We start from the raw sequence: 22235 nt of genomic DNA on the forward strand, positions 1-22235 counted from the left end.
ACCTGCTAAAAACAACTCTGGTAAGTCATGTTTGCATACTCCTCTGTTCAATGATTTTGTCTGCCTGTGGCGGTGGATCGAACGGCAACACGACTGCAGGAAGTGCCGCAAAACCGGCTCCGCCCATAGCCATGCAGGGCGCAGCTCCTCCCCCGGCAAAAAGCTCCAAGCGTGGTATTGCTTATGGTTTTCAATCTGCGGCAGACCTGACAGCAGTTACCAGCGGGGTGAGCTGGTGGTACAACTGGTCACCCAAGCCTGACAGTGCCGTCAGCAGTACCAATCAAAGTCTGGGTCTTGACTTTACAGCCATGGCATGGGGCGGGACGCCGACAGTCGATGGCTTGTTGAAAGACATCCCGGTTACGACGCGTTATCTGTCCGGATTCAATGAGCCCAACTTCAAGTCCCAGGCGAACATGACACCGGGTCAGGCTGCCGCCTTGTGGCCCGTATTGCAAGAGGTTGCAAAGCGTCGTGGCTTGCAACTTGGGGCACCTGTTTCCAATTACTGTCCGACAGCTGATTGTGTCAGTGATAAGGGTGTCACTTACAGCGACCCCATTGTTTATCTTGATGCTTTTCTCGACGCATGTAAAGACTGCCAGATCGATTACATCCCTGTGCACTGGTATGCCTGTAATGTCGACGCCCTGAAATTTATCATAGGACGTTACAAGAAATATCAAAAACCATTGTGGGTGACTGAATTTGCCTGTGGTGATGATGCGCGCGATACCATCACACTGGAGAAGCAGAAAAAATATATGACCGATGCGGTTGCTTACCTCGAAAGTGAGCCCTGGGTGGCCCGCTATGCCTGGTTCTCTGGCCGTAATGCACAAATTCCCAATATCAATTTGCTGGCTGCTGATGGGCAACTGAGTGAACTTGGCAAACTGTATATGTCCCTGCCATTTAACACCGATGGCAATGCCGCAACTGAGATGGAACTCAAACCCGTTGCAGCAACAGCTTCAGGAGTTGAACGTGGTGATCTCGGGCCTGAAAAAGCAATAGATAAAAATACCAGCACCCGCTGGAGCAGTGCATTCAACGATCAACAATGGCTGACGCTGGATTTTGCTACGTCGGTCAATGTCACCCGGCTGTTCATCAAATGGGAAAACGCACACGCGGACAGTTACCAGATACAAACCTCAAATGACAACAAGACATGGATTACTGTCAAAACTGTTAACGGCAGCCAGGGTGGCGATGAAAATATTGCCGGACTCAACGGTGCCGGCAGGTATTGGCGCATCAATGGCATCAAGCGCTCGTCTGCTTACGGCTATTCTATTTTTGAAATCCAGGCATTCAGGCAAACACAGACTGGCAGTAACCCGACCAATCCAAGCAATCCGACTAATCCAACAGATCCGGCCAATCCTGGCAATCCGGTCGAGCCTGGCGCAGCACTGAAACCTGTTGCGGCCACCAGTTCAGCAACCGAGGGGAATAATCTGTCTGCCAGCAATGTCATTGACGGCAAGTCAAACACGCGCTGGGCCAGTGCTGCAGAGGATGGTGCATGGATACAGTTTGATTTTGGCAGCAAAACCCAGGTTGGCTATATGAAGCTGGTCTGGGAAAACGCTTATGCAAAAGAGTACAAGTTGCAGGTGTCGGATGATGGTCAGAGCTGGACCCAGGTGCGTTATGTAAGTAATGGCCAGGGCGGCACCGAAGAGTTCTTCAATCTTGGCATCAATGCCCGTTATATCAGGATGCAAGGGGTGACCAGGGCTACGCAGTATGGTTATTCCTTGTTTGAGGTCGAATTCAAGTCGCCAGGCAGTGACAATACATTGCCCAAGCTGAGCACTTCGGCATTGAAATTCCCCGACAATGGCACCGGCTGGTCACCTCTGCCTGCTTCTGCCGAACCACTGGAAACCCTGCAATTCACGCTGGCCGATGGCACCCTGGTTACCCGTTTCGGTGCACGTGGTCTGGCGCGACATGGTCGTGAACGCGGCGAAGAATGGAATGAAATAGGCTATGGTCCCAATGAGACTGTTGATCCGGTCACCGGCCAGCCTGTTGACAAGGGGCCAGGCAATTACCTGACTTTTGTGCCGCAATATTTCAAGAACCGCACCTGGGGTGTCGAGATCATCGACAACAGCCGCGTGTCTGGTGTGACCAAGCCCACCCTGATCGTCAATCAGTACACCACGGTGGATTTTTTATCAGGTGGTATTGCCTTCTTCCGCGCCATTGACCGGCCAGGGGTAACGGGTTATGGCTGGATGGCGCCTGGTGAATTGGTGGACCGTAACGTGCCGGTCTGCAAACCTGTACTTTACCCCGCCAATGGCAAGCTCAGCAATACAACGGGCATTAATGGCGCCTGTACTTTGCTGATCAAGGATTACCCTGGTCACGGTGATCTTGATGCCAATGGTTTCCCGAATGGCAAGGACATCAAGGCGCGTCCCCTGGTGGCTGGCGACATTATAGAAGTGTCACCGTCGATGTTTTCCACCACAGAATCCATGATGGCCAAGGGAGATACTGGTGGCATCCGTTACTATTCCTATGAATGGACCTACGTGGTGGGGGCAGGCCTGCGCCCCTGGTATGGCGTAAAGCCACGCCTGAATTCTGTGCCTTTGCCGGATGAGACTTTGTCTGGCGGCCTTGGGTCGGTGTCTTACAACTACTCTGACAACGGTCTGTTCATGTTCCAGCAGCCCTTCAATAATGTCGGTATGCAGAACATGCAGCGCTTTGTCGAAGGCCGCCGCCTGATCCATACCAACTTCACGACCGGCGACCACAATGAAGCTGGTAATGACCGCTATACGGCAGCCATTGGTTTGCAGGGGCAGCGCTTCAATCAGTCTGCCTGTATCGCCTGTCACGTCAATAATGGTCGCAGCCCTGCACCGATCGCAATCAACCAGAAGCTCGACAGTATGTCTGTCCGCGTGGCGACGACCAATGCAGCGGGCCAGCAACTGCCACATTCACAATATGGTACGTCGGTACAGATGAATGCCATGTCAGCCACAGGCATACCGCAAAACTGGGGTAACAGCGTGAATGTAGGGGGATTTGAAAGCCGCACCGTCAAGCTCGCTGATGGCGGCATGGCCGAATTGCGCAAGCCTGTGCTGGCGTTTGAGGGCCCTGTACCTGATACCTATTCATTACGTGCTGCCCAGCCCATGATCGGTACAGGCTTGCTTGAAGCGATACCGGAAGCCGATATTCTGGCGCGTGCGCGCTCAGCGCCTGATATCGATGGCGTTCTTGGTAAACCCAATTATGTGTTTGATCCGGAAACCGGGGAGGTCCGCGTTGGCCGCTTTGGCTGGAAGGCATCCAAGGCCACCCTGCGCCAGCAGGCTGCTGCTGCTTTGCTGCTGGATATGGCGGTGACTTCACCGGTCTACCCTAACCGCGCCTGCAATGCGGGCCCTGTCGCCTGCGCTGCCGGTGGTACGCAGAAAGGTATTACAGAAGCTGATCTACAATCCATATCCCGTTATCTTTCGCTGGTAGCGGTGCCGGCCCAGCGCAGTCTGGCCAGCGGTTTTCCCAAAGGTGTGGCGCCACTGGATGAACATCGCGTCGACCAGCAACTGGTGGCTGCCGGTGCAGCCCTGTTCCAGAGCATGCGTTGTTCGGCATGTCATACCGTAGAGATGAAAACTGGTTCGGGTCATTTGCTGGCAGAGTTGCGTAACCAGACCATACGCCCTTACACAGATTTGTTGTTGCATGACATGGGTACCGGTCTCGCTGACAAGTTTGTCGAGGGGCAGGCTCAGGGCAGCATGTGGCGCACCTCACCGCTGTGGGGCATAGGTTATACGGACAAGGTCATGGGTAATAGCGCCAAGGTAGGTTATCTGCACGACGGCCGTGCCCGCAACCTGACAGAAGCCATACTCTGGCATGGTGGTGAAGCAGATCGTTCCCGCCAGCGTTTTGAAAACTTGTCCAGGGCAGACCGCGAAGCCTTGCTGGCATTCCTGAGATCGCTATAGTTGTATCTTTACTGACCTTGTCGAGGTCGCAGTTAAGTATAAGTAGGCCACCGTGCAGACGATCAGCACGGTGGCCTTTTCAGCGGTCTTTTACATCGGGTTTGCCTGTTCATTCTTCGACGATGTTTTCAATTACTGGGGGCAAAGGCAAAACCTTCACCTTGAAGTAATCTATGTCAACATAGCCTGATGCTTTGTCTACCCGGTTTTTTGCCGCGCTGAACAATCCCATGCTGGCGCCCACCCAGCGCCCCATGCGGGCGGTGAATGCCGGCCCCAGTTTGCTATAGTCTTTGCGATTGAGACTGTAAAAAAATTGCGTCAATCCACCATCGCCAACTTCCATGCGCAGATAAACAATATGCTGTTTAAGTATCTGACTGGCTTCGGGTTTTTCCTGAGATCCGGCGTCAGCCTGATGACAGGTGACCATGACCAGGCTGGCACCGTTTTGCTGTCGCATCACACCCAGCCAGGCGTAATCCATGCCATACATCAGCAGACCGGCACGGTCACCATCGGCAAGGTGTCTGATATCGAAACTGCTATCTACGACAAACGAAGTGGCGGGCAATTTTTGTAATAGTATCGCCGGAGTATGCCAAAGATTGTCGCCAGTCTCTTGTCCTGGCTGACTGAACAGGCGCAAGTGACCGGGGCGTGCGGACAGGGAATGCCAACTGGCTTCCCAGTTGGCATTCCATTGCCAGACCAGGTCCAGTTTTTTGAGACTGAATTCATCATCACTGACCTGCCTGATGGTGTCTCTGGCGCCGGACAAAGGACGCGCGTACATCGATACTGGTTCGCCTATGCCTTGTTCATTGATATCCTGACCCATCTGCGGCCAGCCATCTTTCCATTGCATGGGTTGCAAATGGACGATGCGGCCATAGGCACGCTTGTCCTGGAAATGATAAAACCAGTCCTTGCCTTCGGCTGTCTGTACCCATGCGCCTTGGTGCGGGCCATTGATATTTGTCTTGCCCTGATGCAGGACGATTTTGTCTTCGTAGGGGCCTGTGATGTTCTTTGCCCTGAATACCGATTGCCAGCCATGTTCGACACCACCGGCAGGGGCAAAGATGTAATAATAACCCTGATACTTATACAGTTTCGGGCCTTCCAGCGTCGTGTAGCCGCGCAGCTTGTCTCCATCGATAATAACCATGCCTTCCTGATCCAGTATCTGCTTGCCGTCTCCGGACATTTTGCGCAAGGTGATACGGTTATTGATGCCGACCCGGCTTTTCGCCCAGGCATGTATCAGGTAGGCATTGCCATCTTCATCCCATAAAGGGCTGGGGTCTATCAGGCCTTTGCCTGCCAGCAGCAAATGTGGCTTGCTCCATGGGCCATTGAAATCTTTTGCCGTGATCATATAAATACCGGCATCCGGGTCTGGGTAGAATATCCAGAACATCCCATCGTGATAGCGCAGGCAGGGTGCCCAAACGCCTTTTCCATGCTGCGGTTTTATAAAATTTTCTGCCGGCGTCTGCTGTTCGAAGGCATAGCCTGTCAAATGCCAGTTCACCATGTCGGTGGATTGCAGCAGCGGCAAGCCAGGGGCCAGGTTGAAACTCGATGCCGTCATGTAATAGCGATCGCCTGCACGTATCACATCAGGATCAGAATAGTCAGCATGGATAACTGGATTGGCATAAACATCTTGCTTTGGCAAGGCAGGGCTGGCAGAAATCGACGTCTGAAATACTGACATCAGGACGAGTGCCAGACGCAACTTCAATCGCATGCCGCAAGCTGTTTTTTCCATGTTGTGCTATTCCTGATGGCTGGCTGGTTTTGCATTGTATATTAAATTGGTTGGACCAAATATAAAAATTTGGCAAATAGATTTCTAATCGTTGATAGAGGTAATATTTATGCCTTCGTAGTTAAAAATGATGCATAATGGAGTTGTAAATATAATTGGTAGGACCAATTGTGTTTGAGGAATAAGCTTCAGAGAACTGGCTGTTATCAACTGGTTGATGTCTATTAAACGAATATGCATACTTCAAGCTGCGCAAGATCGTCTGGCATGGCATCTTTAGTGACAACAGTTCTGTTGCTCTGCATGTCAGCGAAGCCCGTGCTGGCGGCAGACCTTTTTTCTGCGTCAGATTTTCACGATTGGGAAATCTTCACAAGTCCGACCGTTGCAATCGGTGACGTCGCGCAAATCAATGCCGAGGGGGTGATTACCATAGCTGGTCAACCCAGTGGTTATATTTCTACCAGGGACAGCTACCAGAATTTCCGCCTGCACGCTGAATGGCGCTGGCCACTAAAACCAGGGAATAGTGGTGTGCTGATCTACATTGCTTCTGGCCCCAAAGACAGGGTTTGGCCCCTGAGTTTGCAGATACAGACCAAGTACAAATTCTCCGGTGACCTGTTGCCCATGGCAGGCGCTACATTTGCCGAAGACCTGAGCAGCCCGCCAGGCTCAGCCACTCCGGTCAAGGCAAAAATGCAGGACGATAGTGAAAAGCCGGCAGGGGAGTGGAATAGCTGCGATATCGTCAGTATGAATGGCGCAGTGGAGGTCAGCATCAATGGTGTTGTGCAAAACCGTATCAGCAAGTCTGTCCCGTATTCCGGGCGTGTCGGTTTCCAGCTGGAAGGAACAGCTTTTGAATTACGCAATGTACATATCGAAAGACTGGACTAATCTAGTAGACTGTAACAGCGAAAAGCGAAGTGCCTGCCATGTGCGCGACGATCATGGCGTTGCAAATGCTCGCGATAGCCCTGCTATCGCTGTGTTTATTTGTCAAAACCTTGCCTTGATTCGCCGGGCACATGTCCTTTACTTCCGCTTTCACTGTTACAGTCCACTAGCAATTCCGAACTAAGGTTCAGAACTGCTGGTCTTCAGCCAGAAATCGTTTCTGTATAAAGCTTGCCATTGATGCTCACCTTGTTCAGGCTCAGCTTACTGACATTGTGCACATACCAGATGTCTTTTTTATTCCGTGTTGTCCCGAAATCGCAGTCGCTGATACTGATATCACGCAAGGCAGAAATGACTTTACCCGCCGGGCCGTTATAACTGCTGGCCACCGGCCCCAGTATGACCATGGCCTGATAGCAGGAATAACTGCCATCACCGGTATTGACGTTACCGACCCTGACATTGGAAATCTGGACATTGCTGACCATGGGCGGACGAGTCCTGACGCTGTCATCTGCCGGTGCATAGTCGCAGTCGATAGTGATAATGGCGCCAGCGCCGGAGGCGACAGATTTGAAAGCTTCGTCACCGCCTGGCAGCGGCTTGTAAAATCGTGGCCGGGTTTGTACACCATTGGGTATGGCAATATCACGCAGATAGAAGTTCCTCAGGTAACCGCCCCGGTTCATATTGGTTTTCATGCGTATGGCGGTGTTGAGGGCGTCTTTGGCCCAGTTGATGTTGCGGAATTCCAGGTGCTGGGCATAAATGTTTTCTATGCCGCCAGCCATCTCGCTACCCAGCGTCACCGCACCATGACCACTGTTCATGATGCAGTTCTGGATGACGATGTTTTTTGTCGGGCCCAAATTGGTATCAAGGTTTTTGCCCGACTTGATGGCGATACAGTCATCACCGGTATTGAAGGTACAATGATCGACCAGGACTCCATCGCAGGATTCTGGATCAAAGCCATCGCTATTCGGACCCATGCTGTCCATATTGACTCTGTTGATATGTAGATTGCGGCAATTCACAGGGTGATGTACCCAGAATGGTGAGTTGCTGGCCTGGTAGCCCTGCAACAAGACATTGCTGCAGCCTATCAGTTCTATCATGCAGGGGCGCAGATAGTGGCCTATGCCAAACACCCGTTTTGCTACTGCTACACCTGCTTCGGACAAGGCGGGCAGGTAACGCGAGTCGCTGCGCCAGCTATCGCCTTCGCCTTGTATCAGTTTTTGTTTTACCGGATCGAGACCCGGTACGATGCTGGCCAGGTCGCTGCCATTGTTGGGATTGACCGCGATTTCGGTGAAGGCCGGATTGACACCCTGACGTTTCCTGCCTTTCCAGTCCCACCATGAGCCAGCACCCTGCTCGAATGGCACGCCACCCTGGCCATTGATGATGCTGGTCCAGTCTTCACCGGTCAGGGCGATGTTGTCCTGGCCATAGGCATAGACCAGAGGTGAGTAATTGAGGCAGTCATTGCCTTGCCAGCGGGAGATGACCAGCTTGCCATTCTTGCCGCAATCATATTCTCCATATTTCGCATAATCGAGAGGGTTGGTGCTGAAGTAGATATGTGCCCCAGTCTTCAGGTACACATGTACATTCGACAGTAATACCATGGGGCCGGCGCAATACCAGTTACCGGCAGGTATTACAACACGACCACCACCTTCCTTGTTGCAGGCTGAAATTGCCGCTGTAATAGCGGGACGGCAGTCAGTGGAGCCAGGTGCTGGTGTGTTCAGTGGGGCCTGCTCACTTTTTTCCGTATCTGAAGATACCTGGGCCGTTATTGTGACCAGCTTGCAACTGACGGCGCCAAATTCGGTAATCACATAATCCTGCGCCTTGAAGCTCAACGGCCTGCTTACACGGTCTATGATTGCCTGTGCTTCAAGCCAGGGGGCGTCAATTGCAGAAGCTGATGCCCAGGTTTGCGGCCCCACACCGCCAGCCAGCAAGACGCCTGCAGTGTTTCGTAGCAGGCGTCGTCTTTGTCGATTGTGTTCTTGCTTCATGCTGTCTCCGGATGCTGTTGTTTCTATCGTATTATTGGTACGATTTATGGTGTGGTAGAAAGTTTGATGGACAGGGGATGCCTGATCCTGGCTGCTTCAGCAGCCACGGCCTGTTTCCAGCTGTCCTGCGAGTTATACGGGCTTGCCCGGTCCCAGGCGGCGCCTGCGTAGTAGCGCAAGGGTTTGCCAGAGCTGACGGGTGTCAGCACCAGTTGATTGAGATTGTCTTCTGCATAGGCTTTGGCGGTCGGCAGGATGATGGCAATGCCGATGGCGCCATTGCTGGCCTGTTCCACCCATTGTTGCAGCGAACCTTCTGCCAGGTTCTGCGTCAGCTTGATGACCGGTGACTGGCCTTTGTCCGTTGGTGTCTTGTTCAACCCCAGGGCTGCAATCAGCTCGGTCGGGCCGGAAAAGTTGAACGTACTTTCTATCTGGTCGAAGTAATGACCGGCGTCGACGGTAAAGCGTTTTACCTCAGCGACCTTGACGCCGGCTGCATCCCAGTTGTCATAAGTCAGTTCAAATACGGCGCGTATGGGGCCATTGGCGATCACTTTCCATGACGCATAGTTATCGCTGGTATGCAGGGTTTTGCCATCCCAGATGCCGGTGCCGCCTGCACCACGGGAACGGCCGACGTTATACATGTCCAGGCCTTCGCCTTCATCCTTGTGATAATGATCGTGGCCCTTGTTATACCAGCGATCCACGACGGGGTAGCTGACACGCTTGAACCAGATGTCCAGCCCGCTGCTGCGCAAGACTTCCTTGTTGCTGCCGGGTGCGGCAGGGGCGCTCAGTGCCTTGCCATAAGTGCGGTGACCTATTTTGTCGTTTTCCCAGGCAAAATCATCGAGGCGCTCAGGTACATAGCGGGCATAAGCCTGCTGGGGAAATACCGGTATCAGTGTGTCGATTTTCTCAACGGTGAAGTTGGCTGTCTTTTCGCCCTCGGCAAAATTGTATTGAAAAATCAGTTCGCCATAGGCAATGCCTGCGCCGGTCGGGTCTTTTGACAAGGGCGCGACATTCGTGACCTGATGCGGCAGGACCTTGCCGGTCTTGTCTTTTACTGCAATGCGCTGTATCAGCGCACCGGGCAAGGCTTTGTTCACCTCGGACCAGGGCAGGGTAATGGTTTCGGATGGTCGGGCCTGTTGCAGTTCGTGACTGGCCGTGACGGCCAGCTTGTCTGCCTGCGCCAATGGCGTGACCAGCATGACGGCTATCATCAGCGATGACAATTTATAAGACATGAAATTTCTCAATTCAATAATGAAAATGGCAGAGTTCTAATGATGTTCGCGATAATCAGTTTTGCCGCCTATAGGCACGTAATGATAAGTGCGTACCCTGTGCTGGATTTCAAATGCCGGGTTTTTCAGCAGCTTGATCATTTCCGCACCTGCCATCAGTGCCGGGCCATAGCCGTGCAAGGTATCGACGCTGGTAGGGCGGTTGTAGTAGTACACCTGGTCACTGGCAAAGGTCGTGCCGACACAGCCGCCTTCGAGCTGCCCTTTGGCATTGATGCGTGATGCCAGGCCGGCCCAGCCAGCCTGAGCGATGGAACCATAAGTGACCGGGCTGACCCAGCCCTGATTGACAGCATGGGCAATCGCGTACACAAACATGGCGCTGGCAGAAGATTCAAGGTAAGAATCATTCCTGTCCAGCATCTGGTGCCAGAGTCCTGTGCCTGACTGCAATTGACTGATGCCACGCAAGGTTTTGCGCAACTGCGCCAGAACTTTGGTGTAACCGGGGTGGTCTTTGGGCAGCACGTCAAGCAGGTCGCTCATGGCCAGTACTGCCCAGCCATTGGCGCGACCCCAGTAAAAATAAGGTGCATCGGGATTATTGGCGTTCCAGCCGTGGGTATAGATGCCAGCTTTTTCATCAAAGGTTCTTGCCGACATCTGCAAGACGTTTTTGACGGCATCATCAAACCAGGTTTTGTCCCTGGTCATATGTCCCATTTCGGCCAGGGCTGGTACTCCCATGTACATATCGTCCACCCATATGGATGAGGCTTGCGGACGCTTGCGCGCCAGCGTGCCGTCTTCCAGCCGGTATTGCTGCCTGGAGACAAAATTGCTGCATACACCGATCATCTTGTTGAGGTCGGGGCCGATGCCGGCAAGACGGGCACGCACCAGGGCCGCACACATGGACCCGCTGTCGTCAAGCGAGCGCGGATCAAGGAAGCGAGAAAAACTATTGGCTCTTTCCAGATGGAAGGCGTTTTCCTGCGCCTTGAAGTAAGGCATGGTGTCAGCAAAAAATTGCAGGTGACGTGCGGTCATGTCTGTAAAACGTCTATCGCCAGTAGCTTCATAGGCTTTTAACAGTCCCGAATGGACCACACCCATTTCGTATACAAGGATGCCGTAGTCACCCTTGCTTGGTTCGAAAATGGCTTCGGCTACCGGTTTGCTGAAGTCGGTGATGATGGCGCCAGTGGTTTTGTTGATGATACGTGTCGGCGTGGTCGATTCCAGATAGCCACGGACGCGGTGCAGGATTTCAGTGATTTCTTCAGTCACAGGTTTTTTATAGGGTACGGGATAGGTGCCTTCTCCCTGGTCCTTCAGATCCTTGTTATCGGGATTGCGCAGATTGCCTTCAGCATGTACGGGGGCAGTCATGGCAAATACTGTGATCAGGGAAAGCAGGGCTGGCAAAAAGCGGCCAGGGCGCGAGTGTGTTTTATTTGACATGGATTTGAGCCGGATGAATGAATAATCTTGGGAATCTGGGTACATGTGATTGACTGGCGAAGCCCATGAGCGGGCAAGCAGGAGCGGGTACAGGGGGCGGAAATTGCGCCCTGATCAGCCTGGCCGCAGGCCTGGATTTGCTGGTTTTGTTGGTGCTCATGCTCTTGCTTTGTCTCGTTATGGGCAAATGTTTTCCCTGTTATTAAATCCGGGGCCGGTTCGCCTCCGCAAGCAGGTGTACTTGGTTCAGGGGGGATTTTGCCATTTGTTTTGGTAGGACCATTTTATTGTGGTCAGTCCAATTATGCAATGTGGACTAGCCAAATATTTGATGCTTGTGCCATAATTCTTTCAAATTAACTTATACACGCTGGGTGATTTATGCGCTATCAGAGGGGGAGTGCCCTGCAAGTGCTGCACCTGCGGAATCAACCTGTATTTAATTGGTAATGGTAATGGAAAGCATTGAATGCGCAGGTTTTGCTTATATCTGCTGATCTGTTTTACATTGTCAGCCTGCGGCAGCATGCAGCAAGCCGGAACCGTGGATAATGCATACACTGTCGAAGCAGTCTATGCCAAATTATTGCCGCAATATCCGCATCTGGAGATAGCCAGCAGGGCAATACCGTCCGATGTCGTGCGTCTGGCTGGCCTGGACTACGTGCAGTATGGCCGGCGCGCTCTGCAACTGGATCTGTATCTGCCAGTACTGGCAAATGCTGAGCCAGGGCCGGCGATTGTCATGGTGCATGGCGGCGGCTGGCGTACCGGCGACCGCAGTCATTTCACTGCGCTGGCGACGGGGCTGGCACAGCGGGGCTATGTGGTGGCCAGCATCAGCTATCGTCTGTCGCCGGAGGCCAGATACCCCGCCGCCATCCATGATGTCAAAGCAGCGATACGTTGGGTACGCACCCATGCTGCAACGTATGGCGTGGACCCTGGGCAAATTGCCGTACTGGGGGCCTCAGCAGGTGGCCAGATGGCTAGTCTGGCCGGTGTCACCAATCACATGCAGAAGTTTGATATGGTCGACTTACAGACAGCAGGACAGATTTCCAGTGAGGTGCAAGCGGTCATCAACATCGATGGCTTGTCTGACTTCAGTTCTGAAGAGGCCAGGCGCTATGAAGATGATCCCGCCAGGCAGCCATCATCAGCAGGTGCCTGGTTTGGAGGCCGTTACGCAGAGAAGCCGGCACTATGGCATGAGGCATCTCCGATCACTCATGTCAACAAGCAGATGGCACCGGTGCTGTTCATACTTGGTTCGCAACGGCGTTATAGTCTGGGCTGGGATGTCATGGTGGACAAAATGAATGCAATAGGTATCACCAGTCGGGTGATCAGGTTCAATGATGCTCCGCATAATTTCTGGCTGTTTGAACCCTGGGTGTCGCCCACAATTGCGGCGACCGATACTTTTTTGAAGGATATATTCCAACGACGCTAGCCTTGCTGTCCCTGCTCTTGCTGAAAGGAAGCAGTCATTCGATCTTCATGCTTGGCTGGGCACGGTTTATAGAGCCGCATTATAAAAAGTTTGACAAAAATATGCTCTTCACATTGCAAAGCTGGTAGTGCCAATTTAGAATGGGTCTGACCACATTATGTCGGCAAAAAATTGAATAAAAACTGCAACAATGATAAAAAAAATCAACCCCAAAAATGAAGTTCCGGCACATGAGCCAAGACTGTATCGTGTGGTTGCCGACAGAATTCAGGCATTGATACAAGAAGAGCGGGTCATGCCCGGTAGTCGCTTGCCATCCGAACGTGACCTGGCAAGCAAACTCAGTGTGAGCCGTACCTCTTTGCGTGAAGCCTTGATCGCACTCGAGCTGGGTGGAGTGATAGAGGTGCGCGGCGGTTCTGGTGTATATGTGACTGAAAAGCCTGAAGAGCCGGCCGATCTGGCCGAGGTGGGGCCTGGGCCATTTGAAGTCTTGTCGGCTCGACGTCTGATTGAGTCTGAAATTGCCGCCATCGCCGCTCGCGTAGCAACGGATGCGGCCATTGATGGCATCCTCAGGGCTGTGCTGGACATGGAAAAAAATCATGACAATTACTCCAGTAACGAGCAGGCAGACCGTAATTTCCACCTGTCCATCGCGCAGGCGACCGGCAATAGCGCCCTGGTTGGTACGGTTGAATACCTGTGGAACCAGCGTGGCCGCCTCTGGCATAAGCTCAAGGAACATTTTCAGACCGAGGATTTGCGCCAGCAAACGCTGAAAGACCATCGCGCCATTCTGGAAGCGATTGCTGCACACGATCCGGCCGAGGCCAGAAAAGCCATGCGCGCCCACCTTGAACGCGTCACAAGGACTTTTTCGCGCGGCTGACGGCCAGTTTGATCACATCGGTCTTGTCCCATTTCTGCAGCATTCTGGCATTGTGGGCGAGCATTGCCTTGTACCGGCATGCTTGTTCCAGATGTTCTCTTCATTGCACTGCCATCAATACCACACAGGTAAAGCCTGACCGATATATTCGTCCGGGAGCGATTTGATGCGAGACCGTATTCATGACTACTTAGCCTGTCTTGTCAGCAAATCTGGTAGGTATGAATTTAAAAAGAAGACTGTAGTATGGTGTGCAATCAGGCGTCATATATTGATGTGGTGAATGTCTTTGTAATTGAAACATTCCTGCTGTCACCTGTTCTTGCAAGTCTTTCCTCCTGAAGGATGGGAGTTACTTATTTTTTTGCGTGGTTATGCTTGTTCAGTGGTTACCGTGTGTACTTGTTTACGTGTCTTGATAAAGAGAAAAATCAGGGCGCATAGATAGTAGGGGCTGATCATCAGCAGGCTGTAGAACACAATGCCGTTTGCATAGCCCTTATTGGGATTGGTGGTCATGATAAGATGCAGGTGAAAGGCGCTGACCAGCAGGCTGACAAAGCCCAAGATTACCGCCAGTACTTTGATTGCTAAATAGCGTTTTGACAGAAGCTGGTTTTTTCTCCTGGCTTTGAAAATCTTAAAAAACGATAGCAGATACAAGGGGTACATAAAAATACCCATGATCGAAAGTGCAAATAAAATCCAGAAGCTGAAATCTGTCATGGTGGCTGGTGCATCTGCGTATCTTGGTAATCTGCGCAGTGATTGAATTGTTGAAAAAACTCCCAAGGATTGAATTTTAAACGATGGTGCAAGGCCTGGCATGCCTCATATTGCCTGCTCTGGGCTACAATCTCGCCTGAATTTTGAGAAAGCCCCTGTCATGAGTAAACAATTTGATCTTGCCGTTATTGGCGCCGGTGCTGCCGGCCTGATGTGTGCGGCAGTAGCCGGTCAGCGCGGCAAACGTGTTGTGTTGATTGACCATGCTACACGCCTGGCAGAAAAAATCCGTATTTCTGGTGGCGGGCGTTGTAACTTCACAAATTTGCACGCGACGCCAGCCAACTTCCTGTCAGAGAATCCGCATTTTTGTAAAAGTGCCTTGTCCCGTTATACGCCGCAAGATTTCCTTGGCTTGATGAAACGCTACAACATCGCCTGGCATGAAAAACACAAGGGGCAATTGTTTTGTGATGACAGCGCTGAAGACATCATTGCCATGCTCAAGTCAGAATGTGATCGCGGTAATGTCGAATGGCGCATGGGGTGCAAGGTCGACGATGTGCAAGCAGTTGAGGGTGATGCTGCCCAGTTCACATTGCAGACCAGCATGGGGAGTATCAGGACGGAGCAAGTCGTGATTGCGACCGGTGGTCTGTCCATCCCCAAAATCGGTGCGACAGATTTTGCCCACAAGATGGCGCGTCAGTTCGGTTTGAAGATCATAGAGCCGCGTCCAGCCCTTGTTCCCTTGACTTTCGATGCCAGGGACTGGGAGCCGTTTGTGCCTTTGTCCGGTATTTCCCTGGAAGTTGATATAGAAACTGGTGAAAAAAAGTCACGCATCCTGTTCAGGGAAGATTTGTTGTTTACCCATCGCGGCCTGTCCGGCCCCGGCGTATTGCAGATTTCCAGCTTTTGGGAGCCGGGCAAGCCCATACGTATCAATCTGTTACCTGAGATAGATGTGGCGCAGGATCTGGTTGGCAATAAAACTACGATCAAAAAAAATCTTGCCAATCATTTATCACAATATCTGCCCGCTCGCCTGGTCGATGGTTTATTGACGGCACACGGTTTTGCCGGTGATGCCCGGGTAGCAGATATGTCTGACAAGCGTCTGCGTGAACTGGGTGAAAAACTCAATCGCTGGGAATTGATACCAAACGGTTCAGAAGGTTATCGCAAGGCTGAGGTGACACGTGGCGGTATTGATACGCGTGAGTTGTCGCAGCAAAGCATGATGGCCAACAAGGTGCCTGGCCTGTATTTTATAGGTGAAGCAGTGGATGTCACTGGCTGGCTCGGTGGTTATAATTTCCAGTGGGCCTGGGCATCCGGTACGGCTGCCGGGTTGGCTGCCGGGTTGGCTGCATAAAATCTGTTGTTTTTATGTGATTGTTTTGTGTCTGGTTACGTTTGACGTGCGCATGAGACGTGGATGTTGATAATTGCAGGGGACTCCATATGCCCATGTAAACACCTGACATTACGAACAAGTATCATGAAAATTAACTATGCTGGCGGCCCCGGAATGACAGACTACGGCAAAAATTTGCGCAAGATTTAATCAATGTCCTTCCATTAAATTAATTTTCCTGTTAATATCTCGGTCTTCCTATAAATCTTTCCATGGTTTGAACTTACATGACCACAATTCGCCTTAAAGAAAACGAGCCGTTCGAAGTTGCCATGCGCCGCTTCAAGCGCACTATCGAAAAGACCGGTCTGTTGACCGAATTGCGCGCTCGCGAGTTCTACGAGAAGCCAACAGCTGAACGCAAACGCAAGCTGGCTGCCGCTGTCAAGCGTCACTACAAACGTATTCGTAGTCAGCAACTGCCTAAGAAAATGTACTAATCCTGCTGTTGTGTCTGGCGTTTGCCGGGTACATCGCGGTGCCAGTTCATTAGCTGCTTAGGTTTGCATGCCCGCTCCGGTCAGCCGTAGCGGGCTTTGTTGTTTTTATTCAATTATTAATTGTTTAATTAATTAAGATTAAAGGTCCTGAATCATGACTTTAAAAGAACGAATCACCGATGATATGAAGGCCGCGATGCGTGCCAAGGAAACAGCCAGACTGGGTACCATACGCCTGCTGACTGCTGCCATGAAGCAGAAAGAAGTGGATGAGCGCGTTGAGCTTGATGATGGCATGATCCTGGCAATCATAGAAAAAATGATCAAACAGCGTAAAGACTCCATTACCCAGTTTGAAGCCGGTGGTCGCCAGGATCTGGCTGATATAGAAAAAGCCGAGTTGGAAATCCTGTCTGTCTACATGCCAGCCGCCATGTCTGATGAAGAAGTGCAAGCTGCTGTTGCCGCTGCTGTGGCTGAAACAGGTGCCGCCGGTCCGCAAGATATGCGCAAAGTCATTGATGTATTGAAGTCGAAGCTTGCCGGTCGCGCCGACATGGGCAAGGTTTCTGGTCTGGTCAAGGCTGCCTTGTCCAAGTAAGTGGCGTTTGCCATTTTGCTTGAATTATTTGCTGGCATCTGATCTTGATACCACAAAGTTTTATACAGGATTTGCTCGCTCGCGTTGACATTGTCGACGTGGTGGGTAAATACGTGCAGTTAAAAAAAGGTGGCGCAAACTATATGGGTTTGTGTCCCTTCCATAATGAAAAATCCCCGAGTTTCACAGTTAGTCCGACCAAACAGTTTTATCACTGCTTTGGTTGCGGCGCACATGGCAGTTCCATCGGATTTCTGATGGAATATTCTGGCCTCAGCTTTGTTGACGCCATACGCGACCTGGCGCAAAACAATGGCATGATCGTGCCGGAAGAAGATCATCTCTTGCCGGCGCAGCGTGCCGAGGTGATGGCAAAAAGTCTGGCTTTGTCTGACGTTATGACGCGGGCTGGTGAATACTACAGGCAGCAATTGCGTCATGCTCCCCAGGCTATTGCTTATTTGAAAAAACGTGGTCTGACTGGCGAAATAGCGGCGCGTTTTGGTATGGGTTTCGCGCCTGATGGCTGGGATGGGTTGCGTTCAGTATTTACTGATTACGATAGTCCTGTCCTGGTCGAAGCGGGTCTTGTTATTGATAAGGGCGAAGAAGAGGGGGGGGGCAGTCGCAAGCGCTATGACCGTTTTCGCGACCGCGTCATGTTCCCTATCCGTAATACCAAAGGGCAGATCATCGGTTTCGGTGGTCGGATCATGGAGCAGGGGGAGCCAAAGTATTTGAATTCGCCAGAAACCCCGCTGTTTCAAAAAGGTCTGGAGTTATATGGTTTGTTCGAGGCGCGCCAGGCCATACGTGAAGCTGGTTATGTCCTGGTGACGGAAGGTTATATGGATGTGGTGGCGCTGGCGCAAATGGGTTTTCCGCAAGCAGTGGCGACCCTGGGTACAGCCTGCACACCTACTCATGTGCAAAAATTGTTGCGTCAGACTGATCACGTGGTGTTCAGTTTTGATGGTGACAGTGCCGGTCGGCGTGCGGCCAGGCGGGCGCTTGACGCCTGCCTGCCGCATGCAAATGACGACAAGATCATCAAGTTTCTTTTTTTGCCTGCTGAGCATGATCCGGATAGCTATATCCGGGAATTTGGTGCGGAAGCCTTTGAGCAGGAAGTGCATGATGCCATGCCCCTGTCGCAATTTTTTATGCGCGAAATGATCGGTGATAGTGATCTGGCGACGGCAGAAGGGCGGGCCAGGACGCAGTTTGACGCCAAGCCACTGTTGCAGGCAATGCAAGCTTCAAGCATGCGCTTGCAACTGGTGCGCAATTTGGCGCAAGTGACGCAAACCAGCCCCGCAGAAATTGAAGCCCTGTTCGAGTTGAGCCAGCCGGTCGCCCGCATCAAGCAGGCGCCGCCCAAAAGCAAGCGCAATGCGCCGGTCGGTCTGGAGCGCCAGATCATGCGCATCCTGGTCGCGCACCCCTCATTGGCCATGTCGATTGATGAAAGTGTCTTGTCTGATGCTGCAACGCTGGCGCCTGATGGTGCTGACATGTTACGCACCCTGGTGGTAGCTGCTCAGAGTATGGGCGAAAATGCCCAATTTGCCGCCCTGGCTGAACAGTTGCGTGCGGGCGGCTCTGATTTTGATGCGCTGATTGCAGAAATTGCTGAGCAGACTGAAAGCGATATCGATATTGTCAGATTGGAATTGTCTGGTGCTCTGAGGCAAATGCGCAAGCAAGTACTGGATATGGAGCGGGAGAAATTGGTTGCCCGTGGTTTGCAAGAGCCTGGAGATGCTGAGCGTTTCCGTGAAATCATGCAGTTACAGGATCAGCTAAGGAAGCAAGCTGCCGCCGAAGCTGCGCTGCGTTGATTTAAAAGTACATTTCTTTGCACGACTTTCCGTATTTGAACTTCTTTTGATACGGATTGTCTGCTGTTTCGGGTCGCGGTCTTGTTATTTCTGCTTACGCCATCATTTTCTGTCATGGAAGCAGGCTAAAGTCAATTGAGTTCATTAAATTTCTTAAATATTTAACAAATTTGTTTGCAGGAAATTATTGCCTTCGCCTCTTTTTTTACCAGTATTTGCCTAATTTTTATTCACTAAAGTGATATATGCCATAGTCTTTGACTAGAGTAAAGCACTCTCTCGTGGTATAATTAAAGGCTTTCGATTCAAGGTCTTAGGTTGTTTCATTCCGTGCAAAGCATGTGCTTTTTGTATGGAATGTGTTGTTTAGGTGAGTGTAATGCTCCTCCGAGTAACCCAAAACACTGGCGCTGAGACTCGGGAAGTCTGAAACAAACAAGAGTTTGCTCTGCAATGCAGATCGCAAGATCTGGTGGTAGCGTATTTTCTTTTTGTGTACAAGCAGGCGACTTCCTCAGTTCCGGATGGTTTGATTCAATGGCTAACGCAATGAAGAAACCCGCGAAAACCCTGAAGTCCACTACGGTAGAAAAAGCCGTGGCTGGTGCTCCCAAAAAAGCGCCTGCCACAACTCAGACGAAAGCGGCGAAGACCGTCCCCAGCGCAGCGGCAAGTGCTGGCACCAAGGCAAAGACGGCAGTAATGGCGTCCACTGCACGGAGTACGAGTACTAGTAGTAATACGAAAGCCCTTAAAACGGCTGAGCAAACGACGGAGCAAAAAGGGGTTGCGAAAGACGCTAAAGCGCCTAAAGTGATAAAACAATCACTGGTGGCTGAGGCGGTCGAGGTGAAGCAGGCAACGAATAAAGCAGCATTGAAGGCGGCAACAAAAGCCAAAGACGTGGATGTGCTTGAGTCCAGGTCTGCGACAAAAACGGCTGGTAAGGAAGTGAGCGGCAAAAATATGACACCACCGGCAAAAAAAGGGAAGCAGTCAGTAGAAGCGGCTGATTCCGAGCTCAGTGGAAAATCCAGGAGTGCATCTGCAGCCCAGCCAGAACCAGTATCCGTATCATCGAAAGCTTCTGTGACAATTAACAAAACCGATTCAAAGACAGTGACTAAGCCAACCAAGAATTCAGCAAAAGCTGCACCAGAGGTGCAGGAAATCAAAACCGGTTCTGCTCCCACCGTGAGCCAGACGACCGATGCTGCGGTACTTGCCGCGATTGACACGTCCAGCTATGTCTTGCCTGGCGTGAAGGTGCCTGGTCGTCGTGGTCGCAAACCGAAAGAATATCAACCAGAGAATGAAGAAATCGCGGCGCTCAACGCAGTAGAGCGTGCCGAGATGAAAGCCATCGACAAGGCTAAAGCCAAGGACCGCAAAGCCAAGGAAAAAGCCCTGTTGAAAGACGCTTTCTCTTCTGACCCTGAAGCAACCGAGGAAGAGCTCGAGCGCCGTCGCCAGAAACTGAAAACCCTGATCAAGCTTGGTAAGGATCGCGGTTACCTGACCTTTGCTGAAATCAACGATCACTTGCCCGAAAACGTCGTTGATCCGGAAGCGATAGAAGGCATCATCGGCACTTTCAATGACATGGGTGTGGCTGTCTACGAACAAGCCCCCGATGCTGAAACCTTGCTGTTGTCGGACAATGTCGTCACCGTCACGACCGATGATGATGAAGTGGAAGCTGCTGCTGAAGCGGCACTGTCTACAGTAGACTCCGATTTTGGTCGCACCACCGACCCTGTGCGCATGTACATGCGCGAAATGGGTTCGGTTGAGTTGCTGACGCGCGAAGGCGAAATCGTCATTGCGAAGAAAATCGAAGAAGGCCTCAAAGACATGATACAGGCGATCTCTGCCTGTCCGACCACCATCGCAGAAATCCTGGCGGCAGCTGACCGTATCGCTGCTGACGAAATCAAGATTGATGAAATCGTCGATGGTCTGGTTGATCCCAATGCAGATGAAGAAGCTGCAGCCCCCGTCGTTGCCGCTGCCGCGGAAGAAGAGTCTGACGAGGACGAAGAGGAAGAGGAAGAAGATGAAGAAGAAGACGACGATGGCGGTGCTGCCGGTGCAGCTGCCATCTCGGCTGAGCAGCTTGAGCAATTGAAACGTGACGCGCTGGCAAAATTCGAAGTCATTGCGACGAATTTTGAAAAAATGCGCAAATCCTTCGAAAAAGAAGGTTACAACTCCAAGTCTTATATCAAGGCGCAGGAAGCAATCTCCGGTGAATTGCTGGGCATACGCTTTACTGCAAAAGTGGTAGAGAAACTGTGCGATACCTTGCGTGGCCAGGTTGACGAAGTGCGCCATGTAGAAAAGCAGATCCTCGAAGTGGTGGTCAATCGCTGCGGCATGCCGCGCTCCCACTTCATCAAGGTCTTCCCTGGTAATGAGACCAACCTGAACTGGGTGGAAGGCGAAGTGAATGCAGGTCATTCTTACAGCGCCATCCTGGGTCGTAATATCCCGTCTGTGCAGCAGTTGCAACAAAAACTGATTGATTTGCAGTTGCGCGTTGTCTTGCCTTTGCCGGACCTGCGCAACATCAATAAAAAGATGTCTGCCGGCGAAATGAAGGCGCGCAAGGCCAAGCGTGAAATGACAGAAGCCAACTTGCGTCTGGTTATTTCCATCGCCAAGAAATACACCAACCGTGGCTTGCAATTCCTGGATCTGATCCAGGAGGGAAATATCGGTTTGATGAAGGCGGTGGACAAGTTTGAATACCGTCGCGGCTACAAGTTCTCTACCTATGCAACCTGGTGGATTCGTCAGGCCATTACCCGCTCTATCGCTGACCAGGCGCGTACTATCCGTATTCCTGTGCACATGATAGAAACGATCAACAAGATGAATCGTATCTCGCGCCAGATTTTGCAAGAGACTGGTGTGGAGCCTGATCCGGCTACACTGGCAATCAAGATGGAAATGCCGGAAGACAAAATCCGCAAGATCATGAAGATTGCCAAAGAGCCGATCTCGATGGAAACACCGATAGGTGATGATGATGATTCCCATTTGGGTGACTTCATCGAAGACAATCACACACTGGCGCCAGCCGATGCAGCTTTGCACGCATCGATGCGCAACGTAGTGAAAGACGTACTCGATTCCTTGACGCCGCGCGAAGCAAAAGTATTGCGCATGCGCTTTGGTGTTGAAATGTCGACGGACCATACTTTGGAAGAAGTAGGTAAACAATTTGACGTGACAAGAGAACGTATTCGCCAGATAGAAGCCAAGGCTTTGAGGAAATTACGTCATCCATCACGTTCAGACAAGCTCAAGAGCTTCCTAGAAGGTAATTAATGTTATATAATGGGTGCCGGTTTTTCGGTGCCCGTTTAACTTGTTGTTCTGAAATTTGGTACAACATTTTGCAGGCGGCATCATCTGGC

Annotated in this window: 14 protein-coding genes and 1 pseudogene; 10 read left to right on the forward strand and 5 right to left on the reverse strand. The window is 51.6% G+C overall.

The features are described 5' to 3' along the window. Positions 1-131: 131 nt before the first annotated feature. A pseudogene (locus LZ463_RS29295) lies at positions 132-893 on the forward strand (glycoside hydrolase family protein); the annotation flags it as partial. Between the two features lie 12 nt (positions 894-905). After that, positions 906-4001, forward strand: a complete 3096-nt coding sequence (locus LZ463_RS11760) for a di-heme oxidoredictase family protein (protein WP_241456123.1) — start codon at positions 906-908, stop codon at positions 3999-4001. Positions 4002-4110: 109 nt separating this feature from the next. Here the strand turns inward: LZ463_RS11760 and LZ463_RS11765 are convergent, their stop codons facing one another. Continuing rightward, on the reverse strand, positions 4111-5778 hold the full coding sequence (locus LZ463_RS11765; RefSeq protein ID WP_241455823.1) for a glycoside hydrolase family 43 protein: 1668 nt from the start codon (positions 5776-5778) through the stop codon (positions 4111-4113). Positions 5779-6081: 303 nt separating this feature from the next. On the opposite strand from LZ463_RS11765, the gene LZ463_RS11770 reads away from it, so the two are divergent. Next, the gene (locus LZ463_RS11770) at positions 6082-6678 is read left to right on the forward strand and encodes a 3-keto-disaccharide hydrolase (RefSeq protein WP_241455824.1); all 597 of its coding nucleotides are present in this window, start codon (positions 6082-6084) and stop codon (positions 6676-6678) included. Between the two features lie 203 nt (positions 6679-6881). On the opposite strand, the gene LZ463_RS11775 is transcribed toward LZ463_RS11770, so the two are convergent. Genes LZ463_RS11775 through LZ463_RS11785 form a run of 3 tightly spaced genes read right to left on the reverse strand, consistent with a single transcriptional unit; the run spans position 6882 to position 11437 of the window. Next, positions 6882-8714, reverse strand: a complete 1833-nt coding sequence (locus LZ463_RS11775; RefSeq protein ID WP_241455825.1) for a glycoside hydrolase family 28 protein — start codon at positions 8712-8714, stop codon at positions 6882-6884. Between the two features lie 44 nt (positions 8715-8758). After that, entirely contained in the window at positions 8759-9973 is a 1215-nt protein-coding gene (locus LZ463_RS11780; protein ID WP_241455826.1) for a DUF4861 family protein, read from the reverse strand. Positions 9974-10009: 36 nt separating this feature from the next. Next, positions 10010-11437 carry a glycoside hydrolase family 88/105 protein gene (locus tag LZ463_RS11785; protein ID WP_241455827.1) on the reverse strand — a complete coding sequence of 476 codons (1428 nt, stop codon included), beginning with the start codon at positions 11435-11437 and terminating at the stop codon, positions 10010-10012. Positions 11438-11906: 469 nt separating this feature from the next. Between LZ463_RS11785 and LZ463_RS11790 the strand changes: the two genes are divergently transcribed. Both LZ463_RS11790 and LZ463_RS11795 read left to right on the forward strand, forming a co-directional pair. Next, a complete protein-coding gene (locus tag LZ463_RS11790) occupies positions 11907-12893 on the forward strand; it encodes an alpha/beta hydrolase (protein WP_241455828.1) in 987 nt (328 codons plus the stop codon). Positions 12894-13083: 190 nt separating this feature from the next. After that, positions 13084-13785 carry a FadR/GntR family transcriptional regulator gene (locus LZ463_RS11795; protein WP_241455829.1) on the forward strand — a complete coding sequence of 234 codons (702 nt, stop codon included), beginning with the start codon at positions 13084-13086 and terminating at the stop codon, positions 13783-13785. 372 nt (positions 13786-14157) lie between these two features. Here LZ463_RS11795 and LZ463_RS11800 read toward each other — a convergent pair whose 3' ends face one another. Further along, positions 14158-14613, reverse strand: coding sequence for a hypothetical protein (locus LZ463_RS11800; protein WP_241455830.1), 456 nt, complete (start codon positions 14611-14613; stop codon positions 14158-14160). Between the two features lie 58 nt (positions 14614-14671). On the opposite strand from LZ463_RS11800, the gene LZ463_RS11805 reads away from it, so the two are divergent. The 5 genes from LZ463_RS11805 to rpoD all read left to right on the forward strand — a co-directional run bounded on the left by LZ463_RS11805 (position 14672) and on the right by rpoD (position 22146). After that, positions 14672-15889 (forward strand): BaiN/RdsA family NAD(P)/FAD-dependent oxidoreductase, encoded by a 1218-nt coding sequence (locus LZ463_RS11805; RefSeq protein ID WP_241455832.1) that lies wholly within the window; start codon positions 14672-14674, stop codon positions 15887-15889. 269 nt (positions 15890-16158) lie between these two features. Next, positions 16159-16371 carry a 30S ribosomal protein S21 gene (gene rpsU / locus LZ463_RS11810; RefSeq protein ID WP_005877634.1) on the forward strand — a complete coding sequence of 71 codons (213 nt, stop codon included), beginning with the start codon at positions 16159-16161 and terminating at the stop codon, positions 16369-16371. Between the two features lie 154 nt (positions 16372-16525). After that, positions 16526-16972 (forward strand): GatB/YqeY domain-containing protein, encoded by a 447-nt coding sequence (locus LZ463_RS11815; protein WP_241455834.1) that lies wholly within the window; start codon positions 16526-16528, stop codon positions 16970-16972. 44 nt (positions 16973-17016) lie between these two features. Continuing rightward, entirely contained in the window at positions 17017-18813 is a 1797-nt protein-coding gene (gene dnaG / locus LZ463_RS11820; protein ID WP_241455836.1) for a DNA primase, read from the forward strand. A 966-nt stretch (positions 18814-19779) separates the two neighbouring features. Beyond that, positions 19780-22146 (forward strand): RNA polymerase sigma factor RpoD, encoded by a 2367-nt coding sequence (gene rpoD, locus LZ463_RS11825; protein WP_241456124.1) that lies wholly within the window; start codon positions 19780-19782, stop codon positions 22144-22146. Positions 22147-22235: the final 89 nt, after the last annotated feature.

The organism is Undibacterium paludis (assembly GCF_022568815.1).
Taxonomy (GTDB): domain Bacteria; phylum Pseudomonadota; class Gammaproteobacteria; order Burkholderiales; family Burkholderiaceae_D; genus Undibacterium.